This is a genomic window from Actinobaculum sp. 313 (assembly GCF_003073475.1).
In the GTDB taxonomy this organism is placed as follows: Bacteria; Actinomycetota; Actinomycetes; order Actinomycetales; family Actinomycetaceae; genus Asp313.
Genome location: NZ_CP029033.1, coordinates 1,149,514 through 1,172,647 on the forward strand (window position 1 = coordinate 1,149,514; position 23,134 = coordinate 1,172,647).

The window sequence follows — 23,134 nt, forward strand, 5'->3', positions numbered from 1 at the left end:
AGCTATTCTGGTATAGCCTACAGTTCTCTAGAAGGCGGCCAGCTGGGCGAACACGGTTGGCCGGGTGCCGAAGGGAAGAATATGACGAAACTCCGGGTACAAGGCGGAACACCGCTCTCTGGCGAAATCACCGTACGCGGGCAAAGAACTTCGTGTCAAAGGCAATGGTTGCCACCTTGCTTGCCCCCGAGACTTCGACGCTACGCAACGTACCCCTGATCCGGGACGTTGAGGTCGTTACGGAGCTACTCCGATTACACGGCGTGCAGGTCGACTATGACCAGGAAGCCGGGACTCTATCCATCACCCCCGGGGTTACCCACCTGCCCGAGAATCCGGAGGAAATGGACCGTTTGGCCGGGTCCTCGCGCATCCCCATTCTGTTTGCGGGACCGCTGCTGCATAACCTCGGTGAGGCCTTTATCCCGGATCTAGGCGGATGCCATATCGGTGACCGCCCCGTGAATTTCCATCTCAACGTGCTGGAGGACTTCGGCGCCAAGCGCATCCAAGAGCCGGCCGGTATGCATTTGGTTGCGCCGAAGGGGCTCAAGGCGCGTCCGGTCCGCCTGCCGTACCCATCGGTTGGTGCAACTGAGCAGACCCTGCTGACGGCAGTAATGGCCGAAGGTATCACAGAGCTGACTAATGCTGCGATTGAACCGGAAATCATGGATCTGATCGCGGTGTTGCAGAAGATGGGTGCGATTATTTCGGTGGACACTGATCGGACAATTCGCGTCGAAGGCGTTGATCGCCTCGTCGGCTTCTCCCATACGGCTCTGCCCGACCGTATCGAGGCCGGTTCCTGGGCCTGCGCTGCACTGGCAACCGGCGGAGACGTCTTTGTACGCGGTGCCGAGCAACAGGCAATGACGAGTTTCCTCAATGTCTTCCGCAAGGTTGGCGGAGCATTCGATGTGCGCGACGACGGCATCCGTTTCTGGCATCCGGGCGGTGAGCTCCATTCGATGGCACTGCAGACCGACGTTCACCCCGGCTTCATGACCGACTGGCAACAGCCGCTCGTCGTCGCTCTCACGCAGGCCTCCGGAATCTCGATCGTGCACGAAACCGTGTATGAGAACCGCTTCGGCTTCACCGAAGCCCTGGTGGAAATGGGTGCCCACATCCAGACCTATCGAGAGTGCCTGGGCGGACTGCCGTGCCGATTCGGTCAGCGTAACTTCTATCACTCGGCGGTTATTCAGGGGCCGACCAAACTTCACGCCGCAGATATCGAAGTGCCCGATTTGCGCGGCGGGTTTTCCCATCTGATCGCGGCTCTGGCAGCCGATGGCTGCTCACTCGTTTCCGGTATCGACATCATTGACCGTGGCTACGAGCACTTCATGCAGAAGCTCGGAGCGTTGGGCGCAGATGTTGAAAAGATTGCGGAGTGAGGCACGCGCGGTCGATGAGCCGAGCTGTTCGGCTCTTGCCGCAGTGAATGTGGCGGCGCTGCGGGGAGGAGGAGTGGCCGAGGACGTTGGACTCTTCTCCAGATTGCGGACGCGGTGCGCCCACACACGCCTTGCCTGGCGGTCCCGGCGCGGGCAGCGGCCGGGGCCACTGGTGATGCGCCTTGTCGCGCCACCGTTGGTGGCGCTCACGCATGCCATACAGGATATGCGAGTCGACGGTGCGGCGACGCTCCCTACCGGCCCCCTGTTGGTTGTCGCCAATCACACCTGCCACCTTGATGCGCTCACGGTGGGCGTCGCGCTTTATGAGGCGGGGATCGCCCCGCATTTCGCAGCGCGGGCGGATCTGTTCCGGGTGCCGGTGGTGGGGTGGATTCTGCGGCGAATGGGCCAGATTCCGGTTCACCGTTCCGATGATGGCGAAGGCGATGCAGCTGCCGCTATGACCGAGATGGCCGAGAGGTTGCAACGGGGCGAATGCGTCGTCGTCTTCCCGGAAGGAACCTTCACTCGCGATCCCGAGAAGTGGCCAATGCGGGCAAAAACCGGTGCGGCACGGTTGGCCCTGAGATTCCCGGGTGTGCCGGTGGTAGGTCTCGCCCATTGGGGCAATGAGGGCCTTATCGATCCATGGACAGGGAAAGTGGCCTGGCAAAGGCTTGGGCGGCAATCCTCACGGTTGGATGTGCGTTTCACCGCGCCGTTGAACCTAAAACAGTTCTGGGGGAGTGACGCGACCTATGAGCTGCTCACCGACATGACAGAGTCGATGATGACGACGATCACCGACGAGCTGGCGCTACTGCGGTCCGAGGACCCGGCTTCTGCTGGGCTGACGCCGCGGAAGCGCCGCTGGGACCGGACCATCGACGGTGACCCGTACCGTGTGCAGAACGCCCGTAACAAGGCACGACGTCGTCGAGCCGAACGAAGGAGGGCGCGGCTGCTGCTGACAACCGGACTGTTAGGTACGAGCGCCTTTCTACGTCGTATCCGTGATGGCCGACGCGGGAATTGACCGGCGTCGGCATATGCCGTGTTCGAGCGGCAGGGGAGCATGCACGGCCGTGCGTACGCGTGAACGTTCTCTTGTGCTCTCAGTCGCGTGCGATGTCGATGACGATTCTGTCCGGATCGCTGAGACGCGTGATGCGATAGGAGCGTTCGCGGTCTGTACCGATGTAAATGAGGTGAGATCCTTCGAAGGGATAGGCCACATCGGCGTCTTGGATAACGGTTGTATCGGCCACTGCGGCGGGATTAAGTGACGGTGGGTCTGCTTGCTCGGGGTAAGTGACTCCGCTGACTGACACTTGCAGGTAGGTGGCGCCGCCCATGTCGATACGGTCTCCCTTGCCGTCGCTAATCGGTTCGTCTACCCACTGCGCGTACCATTGCAGATCACCGTCGCCAGCGGAGTATTCGACGACGAGTCGGTCGTAGCCGTCGTGCCCACCCAGACGCGAGGACACCGGCACGTAGGTACCGGAGACATTGAGGTAGTCTTCGCTCTGCGACATGCCGGTGACAAAGCCATCATCCGCCTCATCCGGGTCCGACGGCGTCGCCACGGGTGTCGTACCCGCCGTCGACGGTTGCGCCGAGCTGGTGGAACTCTTCGGCGGGGTTGTCTGTGGGGACGTTGAAGGAGAAGACGATTCCGAACCGGTACAGGCACTCAGGCCTGCCACGACGGCGAAGCACAGTGCAAGGTGACGGACGCGCTTCATAAGTCCTCCTGGTCATGTCGACGGTGCCGACATGACGACACCCGCGGATCACTAGGATTAACTCTAGGCCGTGATCGCCTAGAAGCGTGCGCACACCGCGCTCGACTGGGCAAACGAGATCGAACTGTGACACTGTGGGCAAGAAGATTGCCGGTGCCTCCGGCGCTGACACTCGGCGTGAGAGCACATGACAGGCTAGGCTAGGCATTGGTAGCGCCGGGTTCGATATGAAAGGGCAGCGTCGTGGCATCGAAGAAACGGGTCGCGCTAATTTACGGCGGTGTGTCAGGCGAGCACTCGGTGTCCTGCCTGACTGCGGCTTCCGTGATGCGCGCAATGGACCCGCAGAAGTACGAGATTCTTCCGATCGGTATCCGCAAGGATGGCACCTGGGTTCCCGGTGTACAAGATCCGGCCGTGTTGGAAGCTGCTGGACCGCGCGGCGAGGTTGCCGCTTCAAGCGGCGAAGTATTGCTGGGCAAGCAGAAAGATAACGGTGTCGCCTACTCGGTCAGCACTGTGCCAAGCGATGACGCGCACAACGCGTCCTCTGCCACGACGACGGCGCAGACTAGGGAGGTCAATGGCGCTCTGGCGACGCTGGGCGGACAGCAGTGCGGCCCCGTGCTCAGCGAGTTAGGGCGTATCGATGTCGCCTTCCCACTGCTCCACGGCCCCTTCGGTGAGGATGGCACAATCCAGGGCATGTTGGAAATGACCGGTATTCCGTATGTAGGATCGGGTGTTTTTGCCTCGGCAGCCGGAATGGATAAACACTATATGAAGGTGGTACTGGAAGCGGCGGGCTTGCCGGTGGCGCCTTACGTTCTGGTGACCGCGCGGCGGTGGCGTACGGAGCGTGATGCCATACTCCAGGAAGTCGAACAGCGGTTACGGTATCCCATATTCGTCAAGCCTGCCCGTGCCGGTTCTTCTCTCGGTATCTCACGTGTCGAGGATGCCAGTGGGTTGGCCGCGGCGGTGCAACTGGCACAGGAAACGGATCCCAAGGTCATCATCGAACAGGGTGTGGCTGGCCGCGAGATCGAGTGTGCGGTTCTGGGCGGGCATGGCGATGAGTCGGCTCGAGCCTCCGTACTCGGTGAAATCGTGCTGGACAGCCAGTGGTACGACTACCAGACGAAGTACATTCAGACCGAGGGCTTCCACATGGAGATTCCTGCGGCGGTGGATGACGATACGGCTGCCAGAATGCGGGCGATGGCGATCAAGGTCTTTGAAGCCTTCGAATGCGAAGGCATGACGCGGGTGGACTTCTTCCTCACCGATGAAGGCGAGATCGTCGTCAATGAGCACAACACGATTCCCGGATTCACGGCAGTATCCATGTATCCGATTCTGTGGCAGAAAACCGGACTCGACTATTCCGCACTGATCGACGAACTCATCACGCTCGCATTGGAGCGTCCGCTTGGTCTGCGCTGACGGGGCGGACGTGGTGCCGTGGTGAAGAGCGTGGCTCTCAGTAGTGGGCGTGTTCGGGACCTTTGCGAAGATGATCTGCTGGCGATTCTGCGCAAGTATCTGCCATCGGCGAGCGGGGTAGTGGTCCCGTCCGGTGATGACAGTGCCGTCTTGCCGGTTCCTGATGGCCGGGTTGCGGTTTCCACGGACATGCTGGTTGAAGATGTGCATTTTCGGCGCGGCTGGTCCAGTGGCGAGGATGTCGGTTGGCGAGCGGCGATGCAGAATCTTGCCGACGCGGTGGCGATGGGTGCTGTGCCGATCTCCCTAGTCGTTTCTCTCGAACTGCCCGGAGACTTACCGGTGGTATGGGTCGAAGGCTTGGCCCGGGGCATGGCTGCCGCCTGTGCGCTGTGTGGCACCGGTGTCGACGGCGGGGATCTGGTGGGCGGTAACAAGGTTGCGATATCGGTGACCGTGCTAGGCGCACTGGAAGGGCGTGACCCGGTTCTTCGCTCCGCGGCTCGTTCCGGCGAACCGTTGATCCACGCGGGGGTGCTTGGCCGGGCGGCCGCTGGGATGGCCTTGTTGGGACATGGCTACGCGCGTCGGCGGGCGGCGTTTCTGGATGAAGAAAGCCTTGCCATCGACGACTTTCTACGCCCGAAGCCGCCCCTGCGGCAGGCATTGGCTGCGTGCCGCGATGGGGCCATCGGTGCCTTCATGGACGTATCGGATGGATTACTGCGTGACGCGCGGCGTATGGCGCAGGCGTCCGGTGTGTGGCTTGATATCGAATCAACGCGGTTGGCGGACTCCATACATCCGCTGATTGGAATCGGACGGCGAATGGGAATGGCCGATCCGTGGCAGTGGGCGTTGGAGACTGCCCTCAGCGGGGGAGAGGATCACGGGTTCCTCGGGACTTTGCGGGTGCACGCCGAGCGGGCATGGGGGCTGAACACGCCGACCTTGCCAGATGGTTTTACCCGCATTGGCACGGTGCGAGAGGCACACGACGGCGGCCTGGTGACCGTTGACGGGCGAGAGATTGCTCTTACCGGGGGCTGGGACCACTTTGGTGGTGCATGAGGGGATAGCCGCCCACTGAGAAGCTGGGTGTGTACCTTGTGTCTGTATGCCGGGGAGTTCTAGAGGGGCTTATTCTGGAGGGGTCCGGTGGTGTAGGGCGGCAGGGAGAGGCTATTGAATGAGGCTGTGACCTTTTCTTCTTGTGCTTGGAAGTCTTCGTATCCGGCTTTGGTTGCTTCGGCGTGCTGGTTGAGGCGTTGTACGAATGTGGTGCGGGAGGTTTCGATCGCCTTGGCGGCGGTTTCGGCACTGGCACCGAGGTGGCCGTTGATGATGCCGTCATTGGATGCCCGGATGGCATCGCCATTGCCGGTCCCATCGATGACGTTGCCGAGGTCTTCCGTATTTCGTACCAGCGAGGCCAGAACGTTCAGGTTGATATAAGCCTTCTTGTTCATGGTGTTGTCTCCTCAGTTACAGGTGTTGGTGTTGTGGTGGGCCATTCTTCGGGTTCGATGGTGGCCCAGCTGCCGCGGCCGGAGCCACGTAGGTATTCCGGGATGGGCTCGGTGCCGTCGGGCCAGTCGTCGAATCCAACACCTTGCGCGCAGCCAGTGTCGACTATAACGGCAGTTGCCCCCTCATACTTGAGAAGGACAGTCGCACCATTGTCAGGGTTGACGAGGATGGCGGCGTTGCCTTTGCTATGGACGTAGGGTTCTGGGGCTTGGAAGCCGTAGGGTGTCGCTAGCTCGTAGACGTCCTGTAAGGCTTGGTCCCAGTTCTCCTCGGTCAACGGAAAAGTCGATGTTGCCAGCGTATATCTCTCGGAGATATAGCCTTCTGGACAGTCGATGCGAGCCGATAGGCTGGCTTGGTCGGCGGTGGTGCGGGGTGTCCATTCTCCGACGTCGTATTTGTCGGAGAGCATGTCGTAGATAGAGATAAGCAAAGTGAGGGTTTCGGCGCGGGCCTGGGAGATAGGGATATCGGAGACGGATTGCTGCTGCACAGGCTCCCCGAAATACTTGCTGCGCGTGTCCGCACACCCCGTAGCCACGACCAGGCACGTTACGGCAAGCACGACGCCAAGCACCCGCGCTCGAGGCGACCGGCCGCACTCTGAATGTGGGGATGGCGGGGTGCCGCAGCGTTTCCGGTCGGAATACGTGTGTTCCTGATGAGGGTGGTGGTTCCACCGGTCGTGGTGCCAGCGGCTGTGGTGTGCTCTGGTGGGAGATCGGTGGCACTGCGCTGACTGGTGGAGTGCCCGTGCGGCACGTGGGGTGTTGTTCATGGTGTTGCCCCAGTACTGGGGTCGGGTGTGGTGGTGGGCCATTCTTCGGGTTCGATGGTGGCCCACCTGCCGCGGCCGGAACCGCGCAGGTATTCCGGGATGGGCTCGGTACCCTCGGGCCAGTCATCAAACCCAACACCACGGGCACAGCCAGTATCAATGGTGACTGCGGTGATCCCCACGTACGACAGTATGATGGCAGCACCATTGTCGGGGTTGACGAGGATAGCGGCGTTGCCTTTGCTATGAACGTAGGGTTCTGGGGAGGTAAAACCGTAGGGTTTCGCTAACTCATAGACGTCTTGGAGGGCTTGGTCCCAGTTCTCCTCGGTCAATGGACGAGTGGACGAGGCTAGATGGTATGTCTCTGAGGTGTAGCCGTCTGGGCATTGCAGTCCGGCAGTGAGAGCAGCCTGGTCCGTGGTGGTAAAGGCCGGCCATTCTCCGACGTCGTATTTGTCGGAGAGCATGTCGTAGATGCTGATGAGGAGGGTGAGGGTTTCGGCGCGGGCCTGGGAGATAGGGATATCGGAGACGGATTGCTGCTGCACAGGCTCACCGAAATACTTGCTGCGCGTGTCCGCACACCCGGCCGTAACAAGCAAGCACAGGCTTGTGAGGACGGCGGCGAGGCGGGCCGGGCGTGCCCGCATATGGTGGTGGTGCTGTGTTGTCATATCAGTCCTTGTCGGGGATTGCCATACCTTCACCAATAATAATGCTGGCAATATTGTGCACGGAGGTAGTGGAACGGATAGTCGGGTTCTTCGGCTTGGTCAGGTACTCTGAGTGTCCTTCGGACCCTTCGTAGCGGGTACCGTCAACATCGGTAGTAGCGTCGGTGCTGAAGTTCTCGAAGACGGGCACGCGATCCGGGTCCAGGCTATACCAGCCCAGATCGGCAACCGCATCACCATCGGCCTCCCCGACGAAGGTATGCCCACCGATCATATTCAGCTCGGCATTCGAGATGGTTCCCACCCCAGGAGAACCGATAAAGATGGTGTTATCCGGAGCGGTGGTCTCCTGCGCGGCAAGACCCGCAGTCAGAGAACCAAACGAATGCCCCATATTCGTCAAATTGAAATCACCCGCAGCATGCGTGGCTTCCAGGCCATCCAGGAAGACACTCAACCGCGGCGCGCCATCATCAGCCATATTCGTGGTAAGAGGCGAGCGCACGGCCCCACGGGTGGGGAGGGGCAAAAGCTCATTCATATCCGGCGGCTCATAATCCAACCACACCACACCAGCCGCTTCTTCGCTCGCACGAGCGGGATTACTTCTTAGTTGAACACTTGCTTCCCGCAGTACGGTGTTCATGTTCTGTACGTCGTATCCCCAAGAGGTTGGAGTGCCTGCCAGGTTCTCAAGAACATTGGAGGTCATACCCGGGGTGAAGGTGACAACATTCTCCGCGTGATCAATATCGCCCACACCGATCACACCACGCATATGCTCCGAACTGCCGTTGAAATCATAGACCAGCAGACTGTACTGCCCCGGCGGGGAATCCCACAAAGCCTGCGGGCTCTCCATCGGGAAATGAGCCCGCAGCGCCTCGACAGTGAACACTTTATCAGCCGCCGCATGCCCGTCTGGCGCATACTTCTTCAGCGTCTCCCACAACTCGATAGCTCGCTCACGATCACGCGGGTTATCCTCCACATAATCACGAAGATCAAGTTCATCAACCACCGCGCGCAACGCTTCATAATCAGGATCACTCCACAGGCGGATCGTATTCGCCTTCGACCGGCAATCCAGTGGTATCCCATCCAGATTGCCAATCCACTCCGGATGATTAAGACCGATCTCGCGCTGCTCGGCCGGTGTGAGCGCCGTCCACCAATCGTTGACCTCGTGCGGACTCCACCCCGGATCAGGCTGACTGACCCCGGCCTGAATAATAGACGTATCCGCGCCCGTGGCAAGCTTCTCTGTCCCGGCTAGTTCCTCGTAGACTCCCTTGAGGACTTGTAACAGTTGCTCGGCGCGCTGCATCAACTGGTGGACTTGACTGCCAATTTCTTCTTGCGCGGTAGGGGTAATCTTCTCCATCGTCACCGGCCCCGGATCCCACCAGCGCACGGGAATACCCGACACTGTGCCATCCTCGTTGATTGTCACATCATGAGAAGCCGCCTCATCCTTAAGGGCATACGCATCCGAACAAATACGGTCCACCTCCTCGGCAGCATCCCGGAAACGACTCGCAACCTTCTCATACAAGGTGACAATATCGGCAGCATCATCGGCAAGCGCGTTACGCGAGTGTATCTCCGCCGTCGCGAACGCACCCTCCAACTCGCCATCAGAGTTGATTGACTCCAACTGCTCACGCACGTAGTCATACTTGAGCGCCTTCGCATGCAACTCAGACGCAGCCTCCCTCAGCAACCTGCCCTTCCACAACAACAAATCAGAAAACGCTGCCATGTCGAGACCTCGAGCCGATAGAGGGAACCGGAAATGGGGACAACCGACACCCTACCCCAGAGAAATAGAACACACCACCACTTTGCCGAGTAGATGGGTGGGGTTTGGTGGTCGGGTGTGGGTTGGTTCGCAAGAGACGAATCACTGGTTCAATCCGGCCTTTAGACCTTCAACGCTGAGAAGGGCCCACTGGTAAACAGAAAGGGCCGCCCGGAGGCGACCCCTAGCGTTAAGCAGTGCGGCTCAGATGGCGCGCTCGACCTTGCCGGCCTTAATGCACGAGGTGCAAACGTTAAGGCGCTTGGTTGTACCGTTCACAACGGCGCGCACGCGCTGAATATTCGGATTCCACCGGCGGTTGGTCCGCACGTGGGAATGCGAGACGCTCTTACCGAAGCCCGGGTGCTTGCCGCAAACATCACAAACAGAAGCCACGGTTCTTCTCCTTCGATCGCTGACGGGACGCCAGCGGCGTCTCCTAACCACCAGTCGGCGACTGGCAACTCATAAAGTATAGGCGGCCAAGCCGACGCTGTCCAAGCACGCCGTTCGTGGTATCGCGCACGTACAGGGGCGCTCCCGCGTACCGCCGTTGGCCACAATACCCGGGGATGAGATACGGCTGCACCAACGGGCACGGGTAGGCTGAGCACAGTACGCGGAGTTCCGGGTGATGCATGCCTGCGGATGGAGTATCGAAACGCTCGAGGAGGGCAGATGTCGACGGCGGTAACGAGTGACGGGTGGACGGCGCTGACCCGCCCGCTGGAGCGCGCTCTGGGTAAACGTACCGCAAACGCGCTAGCTAAACTCGACCTGCATACCGTTGGTGATCTCATCTATCATTTTCCGTTCCGCCTCGCCCACCGTGGCGAACTCATGCCCATTGCGGCCGTGCGCGAAGGCGAACCGGTGACGGTAATCGCCCGCGTGATCGGTACCAACCTGCGCCCCATGAATGCCCGGCGCGGCTATATCCTGCAGGTCCGCATCACCGACGGAACATACGACCTGGCGCTGACGTTCTTCGGCAAAAGCAGCCGCCCGCTGCAGTATCACGAACGCCGCCTACAGGTGGGCACCGTCGCCACCTTCTCCGGAACAATCTCCTCCTACCGCGGCCAACTGCAACTGACCCATCCCGAGTATGAACTCGTGGAGGACGAACCAGATTTAGCCCGCCTGGAACGGCCGATTCCGATCTACCACGCTGCCGAGCGGGTGCCGTCCTGGCAGGTGGAGAAGGCGATCACGGCAGTCCTTCCGTCCATCACACCGGCCGACTTGCTGGATCCTCTGCCTCCGGAGTATCGGCAGCAGCACGGCCTCCCCGCCCGTTACGACGCCGTGCGTACGTTACATATGCCCGACGACGACGCTTCCTGGAAGCAGGCGACGGTCCGCATGGCACACGAGGAGGCCTTCGTTTTGCAGGCGAATCTGGCCCGGCGCGCCGCGATGGCGAAAGACCGTGCCACGGCGGCGTTCCCGTTGCACGCAGGCGGCATTCTTGAGGCTTTCGACGCGCGTTTGCCTTACCGGCTCACCACGGGTCAGCGTGCGGTTGGGGAAGAGATCGCGGCCGAATTGGCCACCACAACACCCATGCAACGCCTGCTGCAGGGCGATGTCGGCTCGGGGAAGACGGTGGTTGCCCTGCGTGCCATGCTGCAGGTGGTCGACGGAGGCGGGCAGGCTGCCCTGCTGGCTCCCACTGAAGTACTCGCCTGGCAGCATTTGCGAACAATTGAAGATTTACTCGGCCCGCTGGCGCTCGGCGGACAGCTCGGTGCGGCGGAAGGCGCAACCAGGGTGGAAATACTGACCGGCTCGCTTACCGTTCGACAGCGGCGGCAGGCGTTGGCGCGAATCGCTTCTGGAGAAGCGGGGATCGTCGTCGGAACCCATGCGTTGCTCTCGGAGGACGTGCAGATCCCTTTTCTTGGACTGGCGGTGGTTGACGAACAGCACCGCTTCGGCGTCGACCAACGTGACCGCCTCGCGGGCGGTGTGCACACCCTGGTCATGACGGCAACGCCGATCCCGCGCACAATCGCAATGAGTGTTTTTGGGGATCTGGATGTCTCCACGCTGCGCGAGCTTCCGGCCGGGCGCAAAAGCGTTGCGACCACGGTTGTTCCGGCCAGCAATGAGCGGTGGATGGCTCGTGTCTGGGAGCGTGCGCGGGAAGAAGTCGATGGCGGGGGGCGTGTGTACGTCGTCTGCCCCCGTATCGACGGTGAGGAGAACCCGGACGAGGACCTTGCCAGCGTGATGGATGTGGCGGAGGAGCTGCGGTGCCGTCCGGTGTTGAACGGGATCGCAATCGGTGTGATGCACGGGCGTCTTAGCACGGAGGAGAAAACTGCTGCCATGGCAGAATTCGCGGGCGGTAACACCCCGATCGTCGTCTCCACCACGGTTATTGAGGTGGGCGTGGATGTGCCCGAGGCGACCCTGATGGTTATTCTCGACGTGGACCGCTTCGGTCTGTCACAACTGCACCAATTGCGTGGGCGGATTGGCCGCGGCGGCAAGGAAGGCACCTGCCTGGCAGTTTCGCGTGCAATTGCGGGAACCTTGGCGGCCGAGCGACTCGCGGTTTTCGCTTCGACGACAGACGGATTCGAGCTGGCCGACCGCGATCTTCAATTGCGATCCGAAGGCGACGTGTTGGGAACCAGCCAGTCGGGACGTGCCTCACACCTGCGGTTTCTGTCCGTTACACGTGATGCTGAACTCATCGCTCGGGCGCGCGACGCCGCCCGAGCGGTGGTGGCCAATGATCCAACGCTTGTAGATCATCCGGAGCTTGCGGCCGCCGTCGCCGAACTGGATGAAGGCCGTGCCGACTATCTGGAAAAGGGGTAGGGGACGGCCATCGTTTGGGGTTGTCGTTTCCGTGCCATAACGTACGTAAAGAGAGGGGACAGGTATGACCCGCATTGTGGCCGGTAGCGCCGGAGGCAGAGTTATTAAAGTGCCGACGGTGAATACCCGGCCCACCTCTGAGCGAGTCCGCGAGGCGTTATTCTCTCGCTTAGAGCATCGCGGCTATGTCGCGGACTGCAACGTTTTGGATCTATTCGCCGGCTCGGGAGCCCTCGGACTAGAGGCGGCATCACGCGGTGCCGCACACGTGGAACTGGTCGAATCCTCGCGCCCTGCGGCCAAGCTCATCCGGCAGAATGCGGCGAACCTCGGCCTCGATGTGCAGGTCCACACCGCCAAGGCCGAGTCATGGGTGACGCTGCCCCCGCGTAGGGAATTTGACCTCGTGCTGTTGGACCCGCCGTATGCGCTGGAGGAGGCTGTGCTTGGGCAGATTCTTTTCGGTCTTATGCCGCATGTGGCTGATGATGCCCTCGTCGTCGTGGAGCGGGCGAAACGCTCTCCTGAACCCCGTTGGCCGGATGGTCTGGAATTGCAAGACTTCCGTGACTGGGGAGACACCCGGGTGTGGAGTGCGATTCACCGCTCTCCGGGGCACTAGGCTGGAGATATGACAATTGCGGTGTGTCCGGGATCCTTTGATCCCATCACCCTCGGGCATATGGATGTGATTCGTCGGGCGAGGGGTTTGTTCGACGAGGTCGTCGTGGCCGTGGGAGCGAACCCTGCAAAACGGTATCTATTCTCAGCCGAGGAGCGATGCGCCCTGGCGTCCGAGGCGTTGGCGGACATCCCCGGTGTGCGCGTCGAACTCCTGCCCGGTCTCATCGCCGAGTACTGCCGCGATATCGGCGCTTTCGCAATCATTAGAGGTTTGCGCGGAGCAGCGGATTACGATGAGGAACAGGCCATGGCATTGATGAATAGACACCTCACAGGTATCGAGACAGTGTTTATCATGGGCGATACCAACCTGGGGCATGTGGCATCCTCTCTGGTTAAGGATGTGGCAAGTCACGGCGGTGATATTTCAGGGCTGGTACCGAAAAACGTTGCGGAGGCACTCGTGAAACGCGTCCGCCAGAACGGGGAGAACTGATGTCAGAGCAGGAAGAGCAGGGGCAATCCCTTGTTGAGATTCTCGAAGAGTTGATCGGCTTGGTCAGCGAGGCGCGATCAGTTCCGATGTCGGCATCGGTTATGGTCAATCGTTCGCAGTTGCTGGATTTGCTGGAAACGGCACGAGACATCGTCCCGGATCAGATTGTCCAGGCTGACGGACTGCTGGCGCGCGCCGATACTGTGGCTGCCGAGGCGCAGGAAGAAGGCGAGCAAATCGTGCAGCGGGCGCGCCAGGATGCGGAGGATATTATTCAGGAGGCGCGTCAGCAGGCCTCACGGCTGGTCTCACAGGACGCGGTGACCATCGCGGCAAAGGCACAAGCGCAGCGTATTCTGGACGAGGCCACATCTCAGGCCGAGAAACTGCGTCAAGGTGCCGACGAGTATTCCGACAGCACCTTGGCCACCCTGCAGAACGATGTAGCTGAGCTCGGCGGGGGGATCGAGGAACTGGTGGCGGGCGTACAGAACCGCGTTGATCAACTTGTCAGCCAGATTCGTGCCGGCCGGGCCGTGCTGGCCGAGCGGCACAATGACGAGGAGGAATCATGGATCTGAGAAGTCCGTATGTCATTTCCATCGTGGAATTGCCTCGCCAAGAGGGTGCCAGCATGAACTGGGAGGCGACCCTCGATGCTCCTTCCGATATGGGCGTGGAAATGATCGGTGTTCCCGCGGGCAGCCCGGTGCGGGTGGCACTGACGTTGCATTCCGTCTCCGAGGGCGTGTACGTCTCCGGTACGGTATCGACCCGGTTGGTCGGGCAGTGCGCGCGCTGTCTGCGGGATATCGCGGAGGATACGGCAGAGTCCGTTGCAGAACTCGTGTTTTACCCGGAGCGACGCTCCGCTCTTATGACAGAGGGTGACGAAGAAGCGGCAGCGGCACAGGTGGTAGAGCACGACCATATCGACCTGGAGCCGATTCTGCGCGACGCCGTCGTATTGGCCTTGCCATTCACGCCTCTGTGCCGCCCAGACTGCCCCGGGCTGTGTTCCGAATGCGGCCAGCCCTGGGATGAATTGCCGACGGATCATCACCACGAACAGGTCGATTCACGTTTTGACGCCCTCGCCGAACTGGAAGCCGAATTGCGCGATCAGGAGCAGCAGTGAGCTACCACGACTTGGTTGATAGATGGGGCATCGATATCGCGCGACCGTTGTTACGCCTGGCGCTGACGCATCGCAGCTTCGCCTATGAACACGACGAAGAACACAACGAACGCCTCGAGTTCCTGGGTGACTCCGTGCTGGGCATGATCGTCGCAGATATGGTTTTCCGCGAGTTTCCAGACGCCAGCGAGGGTGACATGTCGCGTATGAAAACGCATGCGGTCTCCGAGAAGGGCCTGGCTGATATCGCTCATCGACTTGGGATTGGAGAGTTCATCCGGCTCGGGCGCGGTGAGAAGCAAAGCGGGGGAGCGCAGAAGGACTCCATCCTCTCGGACACTGTGGAGGCGCTCATCGGTGCCACTTACCTGCAACACGGTCTGGAACCGACGCGAAGGATCGTGGAGGGGTTGACCGCTGAGAGAATCGCCGAGGCAAGTACGCTCGGACCGAGCCTGGACTGGCAGACGAGTTTTGAGGAGATCGCGCATCAACGCGGCATGGTCGGAACACTCAAGTTCGATGTCACCAGCGAGGGCCCCGATCATCAGCGCGTATTCACCGCCGTCGCGTACATGGGAGATAGGCAGTGGGGTACGGGTACCGGCTCAAGCCAGAAGAACGCGCGGCATAAGGCCGCCGAAGCGTCCTACAAGATGATCACGGCGGATGCCTGAGCTTCCCGAGGTGGAGACCATCCGTCGCGGGCTGGAACGGCATGTGCTGGGGCGGACGATTGTTGGGGTGAAGTCCTACGGTGAGCGGGTCGTCCGCCGTGCACCGCAAGGGTTGGAGCCGCTGAAGAACAGCCGCATCAGTGCCGTGGTCAGGCGAGGCAAGTTCCTCTGGTTCGACCTTGGCGACGCGGCACTGGTGGCCCATCTGGGAATGTCCGGCCAGTTTCGACTGGGAGGTTGCGTGCGGCACACCCGCGCCGTTCTCACCCTCGACGACGGCCAACGCCTCATCTTTGCCGATCAACGAACATTCGGCTACCTCGCCCCAGATTTCTGGGCGCCCAGCGCGGTTCCGGGCGGTGAGGGCAGCCAACGGTGTGCGATTCCCAGTATGGTGCAGCATATTGCGCGTGACCTGTTGGATCCCGCGCTGGACCGGCAGCGTTTGTCCGAGCGGACGTGCCGGAAGAAGACGCCGATCAAAACCGCGTTACTCGATCAGACACTGGTATCCGGGATCGGATCGATTTACGCGGACGAAGCGCTGTTCGCGGCGCGCATTCACCCGTTGCGGCCGGCGAACACGCTGACTGGCCAGAGCGTGTTTCACCTGTACACGGAGGCCTCGGCGGTTCTGGAGGCAGCGCTGATGGTGGGTGGAACGTCTTTTGATGCCCTGTACGTGGGAGTCGACGGCGAAACGGGCTACTTCGAGATTTCTCTCCAGGCCTACGGGCGTAGTGGAAGGCCGTGCAGTCGCTGCGGAAACACGCTTGAGACGCTGCGCATATCGGGACGTTCGGCCGTGTTTTGCCCATTTTGCCAGCCACTGTGACGTATGGCGCGGTCCGGAGCTGATCGATGAGCCGATGGTCAGTGAAATCTAGAATAGAATCTCAGTTGGCTAGCGAGATGAGAGGCTGTAGAGGTGGCAGTCACCGACGATATTAGAGTGATGATCATTGACGACCATGAAGTGGTTCGCCGTGGAATCGCCGAAGTTGTGGACCGCGCCGACGGATTGATGGTGGTCGCCGAGGCGGGAAGCGTCGCAGAAGCGGTGCGGCGTGGGGAACTCGTGCACCCCGAAGTGGCCCTCGTGGATCTGCGTCTGCCCGATGGCACAGGTATCGATATTATCCAGCAGTTGCATGAGGTTTCACCAACCACCCGTTGCATCGTACTGACATCGTTCGACGACGACGACGCCCTGGCCGAATCGCTGGCTGCAGGAGCCAAGGCGTACCTGCTCAAGTCGGTGCGCGGTGCCGAGATTACAGAGAACATCCGTGCAGTGGCGGCCGGGCGCACACTACTCGATGAACGGACCGTGAACCGGCGGCGGGCGGACCACAATAACCCAACGGCTAATCTGACACCGTCGGAGCGTAAGGTCCTGGAACTGATCGGCGACGGACTGTCGAACCGCGAGATTGGCGAACGGCTCGGAGTCGCAGAGAAAACGGTGAAGAACCACATCACGTCGCTGCTGTCAAAGATGGGGTTGCAGCGGCGCACGCAGGTTGCCGCCTGGGTTGCCGGCCAGCGAGCCGCCGGTTGGCGGAACAGCTAGTCCACCAGCGCGGTCCATTCAACTTTTGTGCCCGTTGTGCCATGCACTGGGCGAATGGAGAATGTTCCCTGATGGCGTCGGGCTCGGGCGGCGAGATTCGACAGTCCTGATCGGCGCGATGACGTGCGATCAATTCCGCGGCCGTCATCACATACTACGATTTTCACACGGTGGCTTTCGATGGTGATTGCGATGTCAACCGTATTGGCCTGGGCGTGCCGTGCCGCGTTGGAGAGGCATTCCCGCACCACGGCGACGACGTCGTCGGAGAGGTCTGCGCCCAATTCATCGTCGATCTCCGTATGCGAGCCGGAGGTGACGATGGATCCCAGATTGCTGATTGTCAGACCGGGGGAGAAACCGAGGGAGCTGGTTGCGGACGTGGTTTCGCGCCGCAGGCGATCAACCAACGGTACCGTCGCCTGCGGGTCGCGCAGTGAGTAGATGATCTGGCGAATCTGTGCCACGGATTCGTCGATGGACTTGATGGCGCGGTCAAGGGAGGCAAGTACGGGCCGGGGTACGGTTTCCTCGTTGGCGAGGTCTTCCCGCGCCGCCGTGAGTTCCATACCGGAGGCGAAGAGCTGTTGGATGGCGAAGTCGTGCAGGTCGCGGGAGATTCGTGCCCGGTCTTCCATCTGATCCGCCTGGGCCTGGGCGTGGCGCGCGGAGGCCAACTCGAGAGCCAGCGCGGCCTGTTTGGCAACATTTTCCGCCATGGAGAGGTCGGAGAGGTCGAATTCCGGTTTGTCCGGGTTACGTAGGAGGACGATGACGCCCTGTGAGCTTCCGCGGGCGACCATGGGTGCATATAGTGCCGGTCCGAAGCGTGCCAGTCCCTCGACCAGCAGGTTCTTTTGACGTTGCATCGTATCGACGATCAGACCTGATCCTTCGCGGATCACGGCTTGCGCGCGTCCCTCGGGCGGAAAAACGGTTCCGATGAGTTTTTCCGCACCCTCACCATCTGCAATTTCGCATGCCCACGTGTCACCCACCGACGGCAGTACGATGAGTGCAACGTCAGCCTTGGCGACGCGTCGCATTTCTTTGGCGATTAACTGCAGCGCCTCCTCCTCATCCGTTCCTTCCAGTAGCGCGGTGGTGATGGCACGGGAGGCGGCGATCCACTGTGCGCGAGTGTTTGACTCGGCATAAAGGCGCGCGTTCTCCAGTGCAATGCCGGCTGCCTGTGCCAGCAGCAGCATGTTCTGGCCGTCCGAGGAACTGAAGCTTCCGGTCTTATTCGCCAGCATGAGGTGTCCGAACAGACGCCCGCGAATGCGAACCGCCACCCCAAGGAAATTCGTCATTTCCGGGTGGTTTGTGGGCCAGGAGATGTTCTTGCTGTAGTTGGATAGGTCGTCGATGATGAGGTACCCCTCGCCGGGAATATCCGCAATCACACCGCGATCTTGTGCGGGGCGGCCGATGGCGGACGCGCGCTGATAGTCCAAACCGGTGAAGATGAGCTGTGCCGTCTCGCCGTGTGAGCCCAGTACGGCCAATGCGCCGTAGCGGGCACCGGTCAGGGCAACGGCGGAGTCGACGAGGGCCTGAAGCACGGATTGCTGGTCCAGCCGGGTGGTGAGTTCGAAAGCGGAGGAGATGATCGCGGCTACCGAAGGAGTGACTGCGTCGGGAGCCTGCTCGCTGGCTGCGACGAGCTCAGCCTGGGGCTTCTGACTCATGGCATCCTCCCCCCTATTCGCGGTTCACAGCCCAACCATACTCCGGGAGCTGTTGCAGAAGTTCCCGGTGTGTTCCAGCGGCCCGGATTGCACCATTCTGCCCGATAACAATGATTTGATCGGCTGCCGCAAGCTGCCCGAGCCGATGCGTCACAAGAACAATCGTACGGCCCTCGTCACGGCTTGCGAACAAATCCGCAATCAGCCTATCAGCGCTATCCGTATCGAGGTGTTCCGCCGGTTCGTCCAAGAGGAGGAAGGGGGCGGGACTTGCCAATGCTCGCGCAAGGAGTAGTCGACGTCGTTCGCCACCGGATAGGGTAGTGGCATCGGTACCGAGCGGGGTGTGCAAACCGTGCGGCAGCTGTTGGAGCCAGTCGGCCAGCCCGACACGTTGCAGAAGCTGTTCGGCTTCGGCCTCGGTGACAGAGCCGCGCGCCACCCGGAGATTTTCCAGTACGGTTGTGGCAAATACGTGCGCGTCTTCGGCGGTGAGTGTGAGCAGGTGTGATACCGCTCCCCGGTCGAGTTGGGAAATCTCCTCACCGTCCAGGCGAACTGATCCGCCATGCGGTGGCAGCAGACCGGCCAGGGTATACAACAAGGTCGACTTTCCCACTCCGGATGGTCCGACAATGGCCAGACTTTGCCCGCGCGATAGGTGAAAGGAAACCGGGCCGATGACATCGGGGCCGCCCGGCCATCCGGCAACCACATTGGTGGCGATCAACTCGTTGGCGCTGACTTTTGCTCCGGTAGGTTCATCTTGCACGGTGGGCGGCAGTTCGGGGTGTGTAGCCGCGCGGTCAATCAGGGCGAGGATACGCTCGGAGGCCGCGCCGCAGCGTACCAACGTGGTGGCAGCTTTGGCCAGTGGCTCGGTGGCCTCAAAGGAGGCAAGGGGAGTGAGCACGAGAACTGCTAATTCAACCGGGGCGATCATCCCCGCCGCGAGTTGCTGCGCGCCGATCACGAGTGCAGCGACGACGGCGATACCCATGGCAAGTACGTCGAGCGCGGCGGCGAGAGCGGCGGGCCGGGCGGCGGCATCCCGGTTTTGAATGATACGTGTTTCCGTGCGAGCAGCAGCTGCTTCGGCCTGCGCCAGTCGGCCGGATACTCTGAGTTCTGCTGCGCCTTCCAGCAGTGAGAGCGCCTGGGTGGTTAGCTCGGCTCGGTCGCGTACCTGCGCGAGTTCGGAACGGTATGCGCCGCGCATTGCCAGGTAGGGCGCACCGATCCCGGATAACAGCAGACATAGTGCCAGCACGCAGCCAATAGCGGGGGAAAAGGAGGAGACGATACCGACGGAGAGCAGGCAGACAGCCCCAGCCACTGCGGCGGGTTGCAGAGCACGCACGACCAGGTCGCCGACGTCGTCGACATCCTTACCGGTTCTGGCAAGTAGGTCGCCGCGCCGCACGGAGGTAACCACGTCCGTGGGTGAGTCCGCCAGGCGCTGATAGATTGTGGCACGCAGAGTTGACATGCCATAAAGAGCTATTCGATGGGAGGCAATCCTATTCAGGTAGCGGAAGACGGCCTTGCCGATCCCGAGCGCCCGTACTGCAGTTGAGGCGACGGCGAGGGCCAGTACTGGCGGCATCTGGGAGGCACGTGCGATGAGCCAGGCCGAGACAGCCGCGAGGCCGACCGAGCATCCCAGGCCTGCCCAACCGGCTACGACGGAAAGAACGAACCCTTTGCGGTCGATGCGCAGGAGCGAGATGGCGCGCCTAATGGCATGCCATTGGGAAGAGGGAAGAACGACACTCATCGCGCCACTCCCGATGCTACATCGACCACACGGTCTGCTTCGCGGATGATTGCATTGCGATGAGCAATCACCAGCACCGTATGGCCCGATGCGCGAAGCGTGCGGACGGCTTGGCAGACGAGTTCTTCGGACAGGGCATCGAGATGGGCGGAGGGCTCATCAAGAATGACCAGGGGGCGGGCGGCAACGAGGGCGCGGGTAAGCGCAAGGCGTTGGCGTTGTCCAAGCGACAGGCCGGTACCACCTTGTCCGATGCGTGTATGCCAGCCGTTGGGCAAGGTGGTGATGACACGGTCGAATCCGGTCAGGGCGGCCGCCGCGTCCAATTCCTCTCCGATGCCCGTCTGCAGGTTCTCCAGCACGGTTCCCGGTACCAGCGTTGGGCGTTGCGGAACCCAGGTGATTTGCGACCACCACGATGCCTGATCAATCTCTGCCAGGGGCGCACCGGCGACGGTGATACTGCCGTGTGTCGGTTCCAGCAGTTGTAAGAGGGCGAGCACTGCCGTGGACTTCCCCGCTCCGGAAGGCCCGCGCAAAGCCACTACTTCCCCCGGGTGAATGGATGCGTCCATCCGGTAGGGCGCAATCGTGTCGCGTTCCGGGGAGTGAACACTCAACGCGCTGATCGTGATGGTGGCTTGCTGTAAGTCGGGAGCGGGGCGAGGACCGGACGCGGTCGGCGCCGACTCATCCAGAAGAGTAAAGGCCTGCTCGGTTGCGGCGACTCCGTCGGCGGAGGCATGGAATTGGGAGCCGACCTCCCGCAGGGGCTTGAAGACCTCCGGGGTCAACATAATGATCGCGAGTCCCGCTGCCAGGCCGAGATGGCCGGCAACCATGCGCAGCCCGACCTCCACCGCTACCAGTGCTGTTGACAGAGTCGTCAGGAACTCGAGGACGGCACCGGAGAGAAAGGCGACTGAGAGCGTCCGCATGGTCTTTGCCGCATAATCGTCGCCGAGTTCCTGGACGCGCCGACGCGGGCCCTGTTCGCGTCCCAGTGCTTTCAGCGTGCTGAGGCCGGCTAACAGATCGAGCAACTGTTCTCCGAGGCGTTGCATGGCCGCTAGACGCGAGTCCGAGAAGGTCTTCGTCATGCGGCCTACAAGGACCATGAAGAGCGGGATGAGAGGAATGCAGACGACAATGGCCAGCGCGCTCACCCAGTCGGTGCACAAGATGACGAGCAGGGTGAAGGGAGTGACGGTGACGGAGAGGATGAGTTGCGGGAGGTACTTGACGAAGTAGGGTTCGAGGTCTTCGAGCGCATCGGTCACCAGCGTCACCGTGGGGGAGGTGCGGCCATTGGCGAGCCAGCGCGGGCCGAGGTCGCCCGCGTGCCGGAGAACCCGCGTCCGCAGGTCAGCCATCACGCGCAGAGCAGCGCGATGCCCGAAGGCCTCCTGCAGGTAGGTGAGCACGATGCGCGCAGCGAATACGCAGAGCAGGGCGCCGATAAGGGGGAGTATCGGCGCCAGGTCAGTCTCTCCATCGATCAGGGAACCCGCTGCGTGTGCGATAAGCAGGCATTGTGCGACGATCAGGCCGGCTATCAGCATGCCCGTGCCCGCCAGGAAGATAATGTAGCGGCGGGCAGCGCGGATGTAGCGCAACAGGCGGGGATCAAGTGGCTTCATAGGCGGCCTTCTCTGTGCCTCTTGTATGTTTTCGGATTCTATGCGTTTTGGAGGTATTGGTCTCCTGGTATGTGTACGGTTGTGAGTCCGTGGGGCAGTAGGTGTCTCACTGCTTGTCGTCCGGAAAAGCCGTGGAGCCGCTGGCCGCAAAGCGGCGGATGTTCCGCGGGTCGAGCCCGGCGGCTTCGTCGGGCACCTGCGCGACGGAGATCCGCCGTCGGAATACCCAGTAGCCCCATGCCGTGTAGCCGAGAACAATGGGAACGAAGACGAGTGCGGCAATGGTCATGATGGTCTGTGTGGGCGCCGTCGCAGAGGCTTGTACGAGGTGCAAGGAGTATGCCGGATCGACGGACGATTTCATGACCGACGGATAGATCGCCGTCCAGATGAATACGACGAGGAGGGCGATGGCGACGAAATGGGTCAAGAATGCGGGCATTTCGATGTCGCGCCACGTCATGAATACTGCACAGGCGATACAAGCTATGCCGAGTAGCAGTACGGCCGCTGAGGCCGTGGAGTTAGCCGCGTGAGAGAACTGTGCGATAAGTGCCCAGATAACGGCGAGCGTGGCGCTGGCCGGAACGCTCCTGCGCGCCAGGCGCAGGGCGCGGGTGTGCATCTCGCCGCTTGTCTTCAGCGCGAGGAAAAGTGCGCCGTGCGAGAGGAAGAGAGCCACAAAAACGACTCCACCGAGCAGGGTGAAAGGAGTCAACAGCGAGAAGAAACCGCCGGTGAGATAGTGGTGCGCATCGGCGTAGTTGGCGGCGCTCAGTTGATCAGCAGGCACCGGGATGAAGGTGCCGCTCTCGTAGGTGCCGACTTCGATATGCATGCCCTGCACAAAGTTCGCGAAGGCGACGCCCCAGAGGAATGGCACGAGCCAGGCGGCCACGGTATGGAGCGTATCCCAGGTACTACGCCAACGTTGCGTGTTGATGGTCTTCCGCCACTCGAGGGAGCAGATACGCAGGATGAGAAGGATGAGAATAAGCGCCAGCGGGATGTACATGCCGGAGAACAGCAGGGCATACCAGGCGGGAAATGCTGCGAAGGTTGCACCGCCGGCAGTGAGCAGCCAGACCTCGTTGCCATCCCAATGCGGACCGATTGAGGTCAGTGCCACGCGCCGCTCCTTTTCATTGCGCGGCAGGAGCTTCAGGAGCATGCCGACTCCGAAGTCGAATCCTTCGAGTGCGAAGTATCCGATCCACAGGACGGCGATAAGAATGAACCAGAGAAGTTGGATAGTCGTGGGTTCCACGGATACCTCCTGTCAGGTCGCGGCAGTGCTGTT

The 23,134-nt window shown here is 61.3% G+C and carries 21 protein-coding genes and 1 pseudogene; 12 read left to right on the plus strand and 10 right to left on the minus strand.

The window, feature by feature from the left end:
• Window positions 1-81 precede the first annotated feature (81 nt).
• Window positions 82-1,403: pseudogene (gene murA, locus DDD63_RS04930) on the plus strand (UDP-N-acetylglucosamine 1-carboxyvinyltransferase).
• Window positions 1,381-2,442, plus strand: a complete 1,062-nt coding sequence (locus tag DDD63_RS04935; protein ID WP_164505462.1) for a lysophospholipid acyltransferase family protein — start codon at window positions 1,381-1,383, stop codon at window positions 2,440-2,442. The pseudogene murA and the gene DDD63_RS04935 overlap by 23 nt, the downstream one beginning before the upstream one ends.
• Window positions 2,443-2,521: 79 nt before the next feature.
• Here the strand turns inward: DDD63_RS04935 and DDD63_RS04940 are convergent, their stop codons facing one another.
• On the minus strand, window positions 2,522-3,154 hold the full coding sequence (locus DDD63_RS04940) for a hypothetical protein (RefSeq protein WP_108715434.1): 633 nt from the start codon (window positions 3,152-3,154) through the stop codon (window positions 2,522-2,524).
• A gap of 243 nt (window positions 3,155-3,397) precedes the next feature.
• On the opposite strand from DDD63_RS04940, the gene DDD63_RS04945 reads away from it, so the two are divergent.
• Both DDD63_RS04945 and thiL read left to right on the plus strand, forming a co-directional pair.
• Window positions 3,398-4,600, plus strand: a complete 1,203-nt coding sequence (locus tag DDD63_RS04945; RefSeq protein WP_108715435.1) for a D-alanine--D-alanine ligase family protein — start codon at window positions 3,398-3,400, stop codon at window positions 4,598-4,600.
• 30 nt (window positions 4,601-4,630) lie between these two features.
• Entirely contained in the window at window positions 4,631-5,671 is a 1,041-nt protein-coding gene (gene thiL / locus DDD63_RS04950; protein ID WP_108716655.1) for a thiamine-phosphate kinase, read from the plus strand.
• 59 nt (window positions 5,672-5,730) lie between these two features.
• On the opposite strand, the gene DDD63_RS04955 is transcribed toward thiL, so the two are convergent.
• From DDD63_RS04955 to rpmB, 5 genes are all read right to left on the minus strand, one after another.
• Window positions 5,731-6,069: a hypothetical protein gene (locus DDD63_RS04955; protein WP_108715436.1), complete on the minus strand. Its 339-nt coding sequence runs from the start codon at window positions 6,067-6,069 to the stop codon at window positions 5,731-5,733.
• Window positions 6,066-6,623, minus strand: coding sequence for an LppA family lipoprotein (locus tag DDD63_RS04960; protein ID WP_205647328.1), 558 nt, complete (start codon window positions 6,621-6,623; stop codon window positions 6,066-6,068). Before DDD63_RS04960 ends, DDD63_RS04955 begins: the two co-directional genes overlap by 4 nt.
• Before the next feature lie 281 nt (window positions 6,624-6,904).
• The gene (locus DDD63_RS04965; protein ID WP_108715438.1) at window positions 6,905-7,585 is read right to left on the minus strand and encodes an LppA family lipoprotein; all 681 of its coding nucleotides are present in this window, start codon (window positions 7,583-7,585) and stop codon (window positions 6,905-6,907) included.
• Between the two features lies 1 nt (window position 7,586).
• On the minus strand, window positions 7,587-9,347 hold the full coding sequence (locus tag DDD63_RS04970; RefSeq protein WP_108715439.1) for an alpha/beta hydrolase: 1,761 nt from the start codon (window positions 9,345-9,347) through the stop codon (window positions 7,587-7,589).
• A 243-nt stretch (window positions 9,348-9,590) separates the two neighbouring features.
• Window positions 9,591-9,782, minus strand: a complete 192-nt coding sequence (gene rpmB / locus DDD63_RS04975; RefSeq protein ID WP_108715440.1) for a 50S ribosomal protein L28 — start codon at window positions 9,780-9,782, stop codon at window positions 9,591-9,593.
• 282 nt (window positions 9,783-10,064) lie between these two features.
• Between rpmB and DDD63_RS04980 the strand changes: the two genes are divergently transcribed.
• The 8 genes from DDD63_RS04980 to DDD63_RS05015 all read left to right on the plus strand — a co-directional run bounded on the left by DDD63_RS04980 (window position 10,065) and on the right by DDD63_RS05015 (window position 16,726).
• Window positions 10,065-12,218 (plus strand): ATP-dependent DNA helicase RecG, encoded by a 2,154-nt coding sequence (locus DDD63_RS04980; RefSeq protein WP_108715441.1) that lies wholly within the window; start codon window positions 10,065-10,067, stop codon window positions 12,216-12,218.
• Window positions 12,219-12,282: 64 nt separating this feature from the next.
• Window positions 12,283-12,840 carry a 16S rRNA (guanine(966)-N(2))-methyltransferase RsmD gene (gene rsmD, locus DDD63_RS04985; RefSeq protein ID WP_108715442.1) on the plus strand — a complete coding sequence of 186 codons (558 nt, stop codon included), beginning with the start codon at window positions 12,283-12,285 and terminating at the stop codon, window positions 12,838-12,840.
• 9 nt (window positions 12,841-12,849) lie between these two features.
• On the plus strand, window positions 12,850-13,338 hold the full coding sequence (gene coaD, locus DDD63_RS04990; protein ID WP_108715443.1) for a pantetheine-phosphate adenylyltransferase: 489 nt from the start codon (window positions 12,850-12,852) through the stop codon (window positions 13,336-13,338).
• Window positions 13,338-13,919 carry a hypothetical protein gene (locus tag DDD63_RS04995; RefSeq protein ID WP_108715444.1) on the plus strand — a complete coding sequence of 194 codons (582 nt, stop codon included), beginning with the start codon at window positions 13,338-13,340 and terminating at the stop codon, window positions 13,917-13,919. The genes coaD and DDD63_RS04995 overlap by 1 nt, the downstream gene beginning before the upstream one ends.
• Window positions 13,910-14,476 (plus strand): YceD family protein, encoded by a 567-nt coding sequence (locus DDD63_RS05000; protein ID WP_108715445.1) that lies wholly within the window; start codon window positions 13,910-13,912, stop codon window positions 14,474-14,476. The genes DDD63_RS04995 and DDD63_RS05000 overlap by 10 nt, the downstream gene beginning before the upstream one ends.
• Window positions 14,473-15,153: a ribonuclease III gene (gene rnc, locus DDD63_RS05005; protein ID WP_108715446.1), complete on the plus strand. Its 681-nt coding sequence runs from the start codon at window positions 14,473-14,475 to the stop codon at window positions 15,151-15,153. The genes DDD63_RS05000 and rnc overlap by 4 nt, the downstream gene beginning before the upstream one ends.
• Window positions 15,146-15,988, plus strand: a complete 843-nt coding sequence (gene mutM, locus DDD63_RS05010; protein WP_108715447.1) for a bifunctional DNA-formamidopyrimidine glycosylase/DNA-(apurinic or apyrimidinic site) lyase — start codon at window positions 15,146-15,148, stop codon at window positions 15,986-15,988. The genes rnc and mutM overlap by 8 nt, the downstream gene beginning before the upstream one ends.
• 120 nt (window positions 15,989-16,108) lie before the next feature.
• Window positions 16,109-16,726, plus strand: coding sequence for a response regulator transcription factor (locus DDD63_RS05015; RefSeq protein WP_108716656.1), 618 nt, complete (start codon window positions 16,109-16,111; stop codon window positions 16,724-16,726).
• On the opposite strand, the gene DDD63_RS05020 is transcribed toward DDD63_RS05015, so the two are convergent.
• The 4 genes from DDD63_RS05020 to cydB all read right to left on the minus strand — a co-directional run bounded on the left by DDD63_RS05020 (window position 16,723) and on the right by cydB (window position 23,101).
• Entirely contained in the window at window positions 16,723-18,417 is a 1,695-nt protein-coding gene (locus DDD63_RS05020; protein WP_108715448.1) for a GAF domain-containing protein, read from the minus strand. The two genes, DDD63_RS05015 and DDD63_RS05020, sit on opposite strands and share 4 nt — an antisense overlap.
• A 13-nt stretch (window positions 18,418-18,430) precedes the next feature.
• Complete coding sequence (gene cydC / locus DDD63_RS05025) at window positions 18,431-20,194, minus strand: thiol reductant ABC exporter subunit CydC (protein WP_108715449.1); 1,764 nt, start codon at window positions 20,192-20,194, stop codon at window positions 18,431-18,433.
• Entirely contained in the window at window positions 20,191-21,834 is a 1,644-nt protein-coding gene (cydD, locus tag DDD63_RS05030; RefSeq protein WP_108715450.1) for a thiol reductant ABC exporter subunit CydD, read from the minus strand. Before cydD ends, cydC begins: the two co-directional genes overlap by 4 nt.
• A gap of 106 nt (window positions 21,835-21,940) precedes the next feature.
• A complete protein-coding gene (cydB, locus tag DDD63_RS05035; protein WP_108715451.1) occupies window positions 21,941-23,101 on the minus strand; it encodes a cytochrome d ubiquinol oxidase subunit II in 1,161 nt (386 codons plus the stop codon).
• Window positions 23,102-23,134 lie beyond the last annotated feature (33 nt).

Coding starts and splice junctions, on each gene's coding strand:
- DDD63_RS04935 (WP_164505462.1), top strand. CDS start 1,381: ATGTTGAAAAGATTGCGGAGTGAGGCACGCGCGGTCGATGAGCCGAGC.
- DDD63_RS04980 (WP_108715441.1), top strand. CDS start 10,065: ATGTCGACGGCGGTAACGAGTGACGGGTGGACGGCGCTGACCCGCCCG.
- DDD63_RS04955 (WP_108715436.1), bottom strand. CDS start 6,069: ATGAACAAGAAGGCTTATATCAACCTGAACGTTCTGGCCTCGCTGGTA.
- mutM (WP_108715447.1), top strand. CDS start 15,146: ATGCCTGAGCTTCCCGAGGTGGAGACCATCCGTCGCGGGCTGGAACGG.
- DDD63_RS04995 (WP_108715444.1), top strand. CDS start 13,338: ATGTCAGAGCAGGAAGAGCAGGGGCAATCCCTTGTTGAGATTCTCGAA.
- DDD63_RS04965 (WP_108715438.1), bottom strand. CDS start 7,585: ATGACAACACAGCACCACCACCATATGCGGGCACGCCCGGCCCGCCTC.
- cydC (WP_108715449.1), bottom strand. CDS start 20,194: ATGAGTGTCGTTCTTCCCTCTTCCCAATGGCATGCCATTAGGCGCGCC.
- DDD63_RS04970 (WP_108715439.1), bottom strand. CDS start 9,347: ATGGCAGCGTTTTCTGATTTGTTGTTGTGGAAGGGCAGGTTGCTGAGG.
- DDD63_RS05015 (WP_108716656.1), top strand. CDS start 16,109: ATGATCATTGACGACCATGAAGTGGTTCGCCGTGGAATCGCCGAAGTT.
- rsmD (WP_108715442.1), top strand. CDS start 12,283: ATGACCCGCATTGTGGCCGGTAGCGCCGGAGGCAGAGTTATTAAAGTG.
- coaD (WP_108715443.1), top strand. CDS start 12,850: ATGACAATTGCGGTGTGTCCGGGATCCTTTGATCCCATCACCCTCGGG.
- cydD (WP_108715450.1), bottom strand. CDS start 21,834: ATGAAGCCACTTGATCCCCGCCTGTTGCGCTACATCCGCGCTGCCCGC.
- DDD63_RS05000 (WP_108715445.1), top strand. CDS start 13,910: ATGGATCTGAGAAGTCCGTATGTCATTTCCATCGTGGAATTGCCTCGC.
- DDD63_RS04940 (WP_108715434.1), bottom strand. CDS start 3,154: ATGAAGCGCGTCCGTCACCTTGCACTGTGCTTCGCCGTCGTGGCAGGC.
- DDD63_RS05020 (WP_108715448.1), bottom strand. CDS start 18,417: ATGAGTCAGAAGCCCCAGGCTGAGCTCGTCGCAGCCAGCGAGCAGGCT.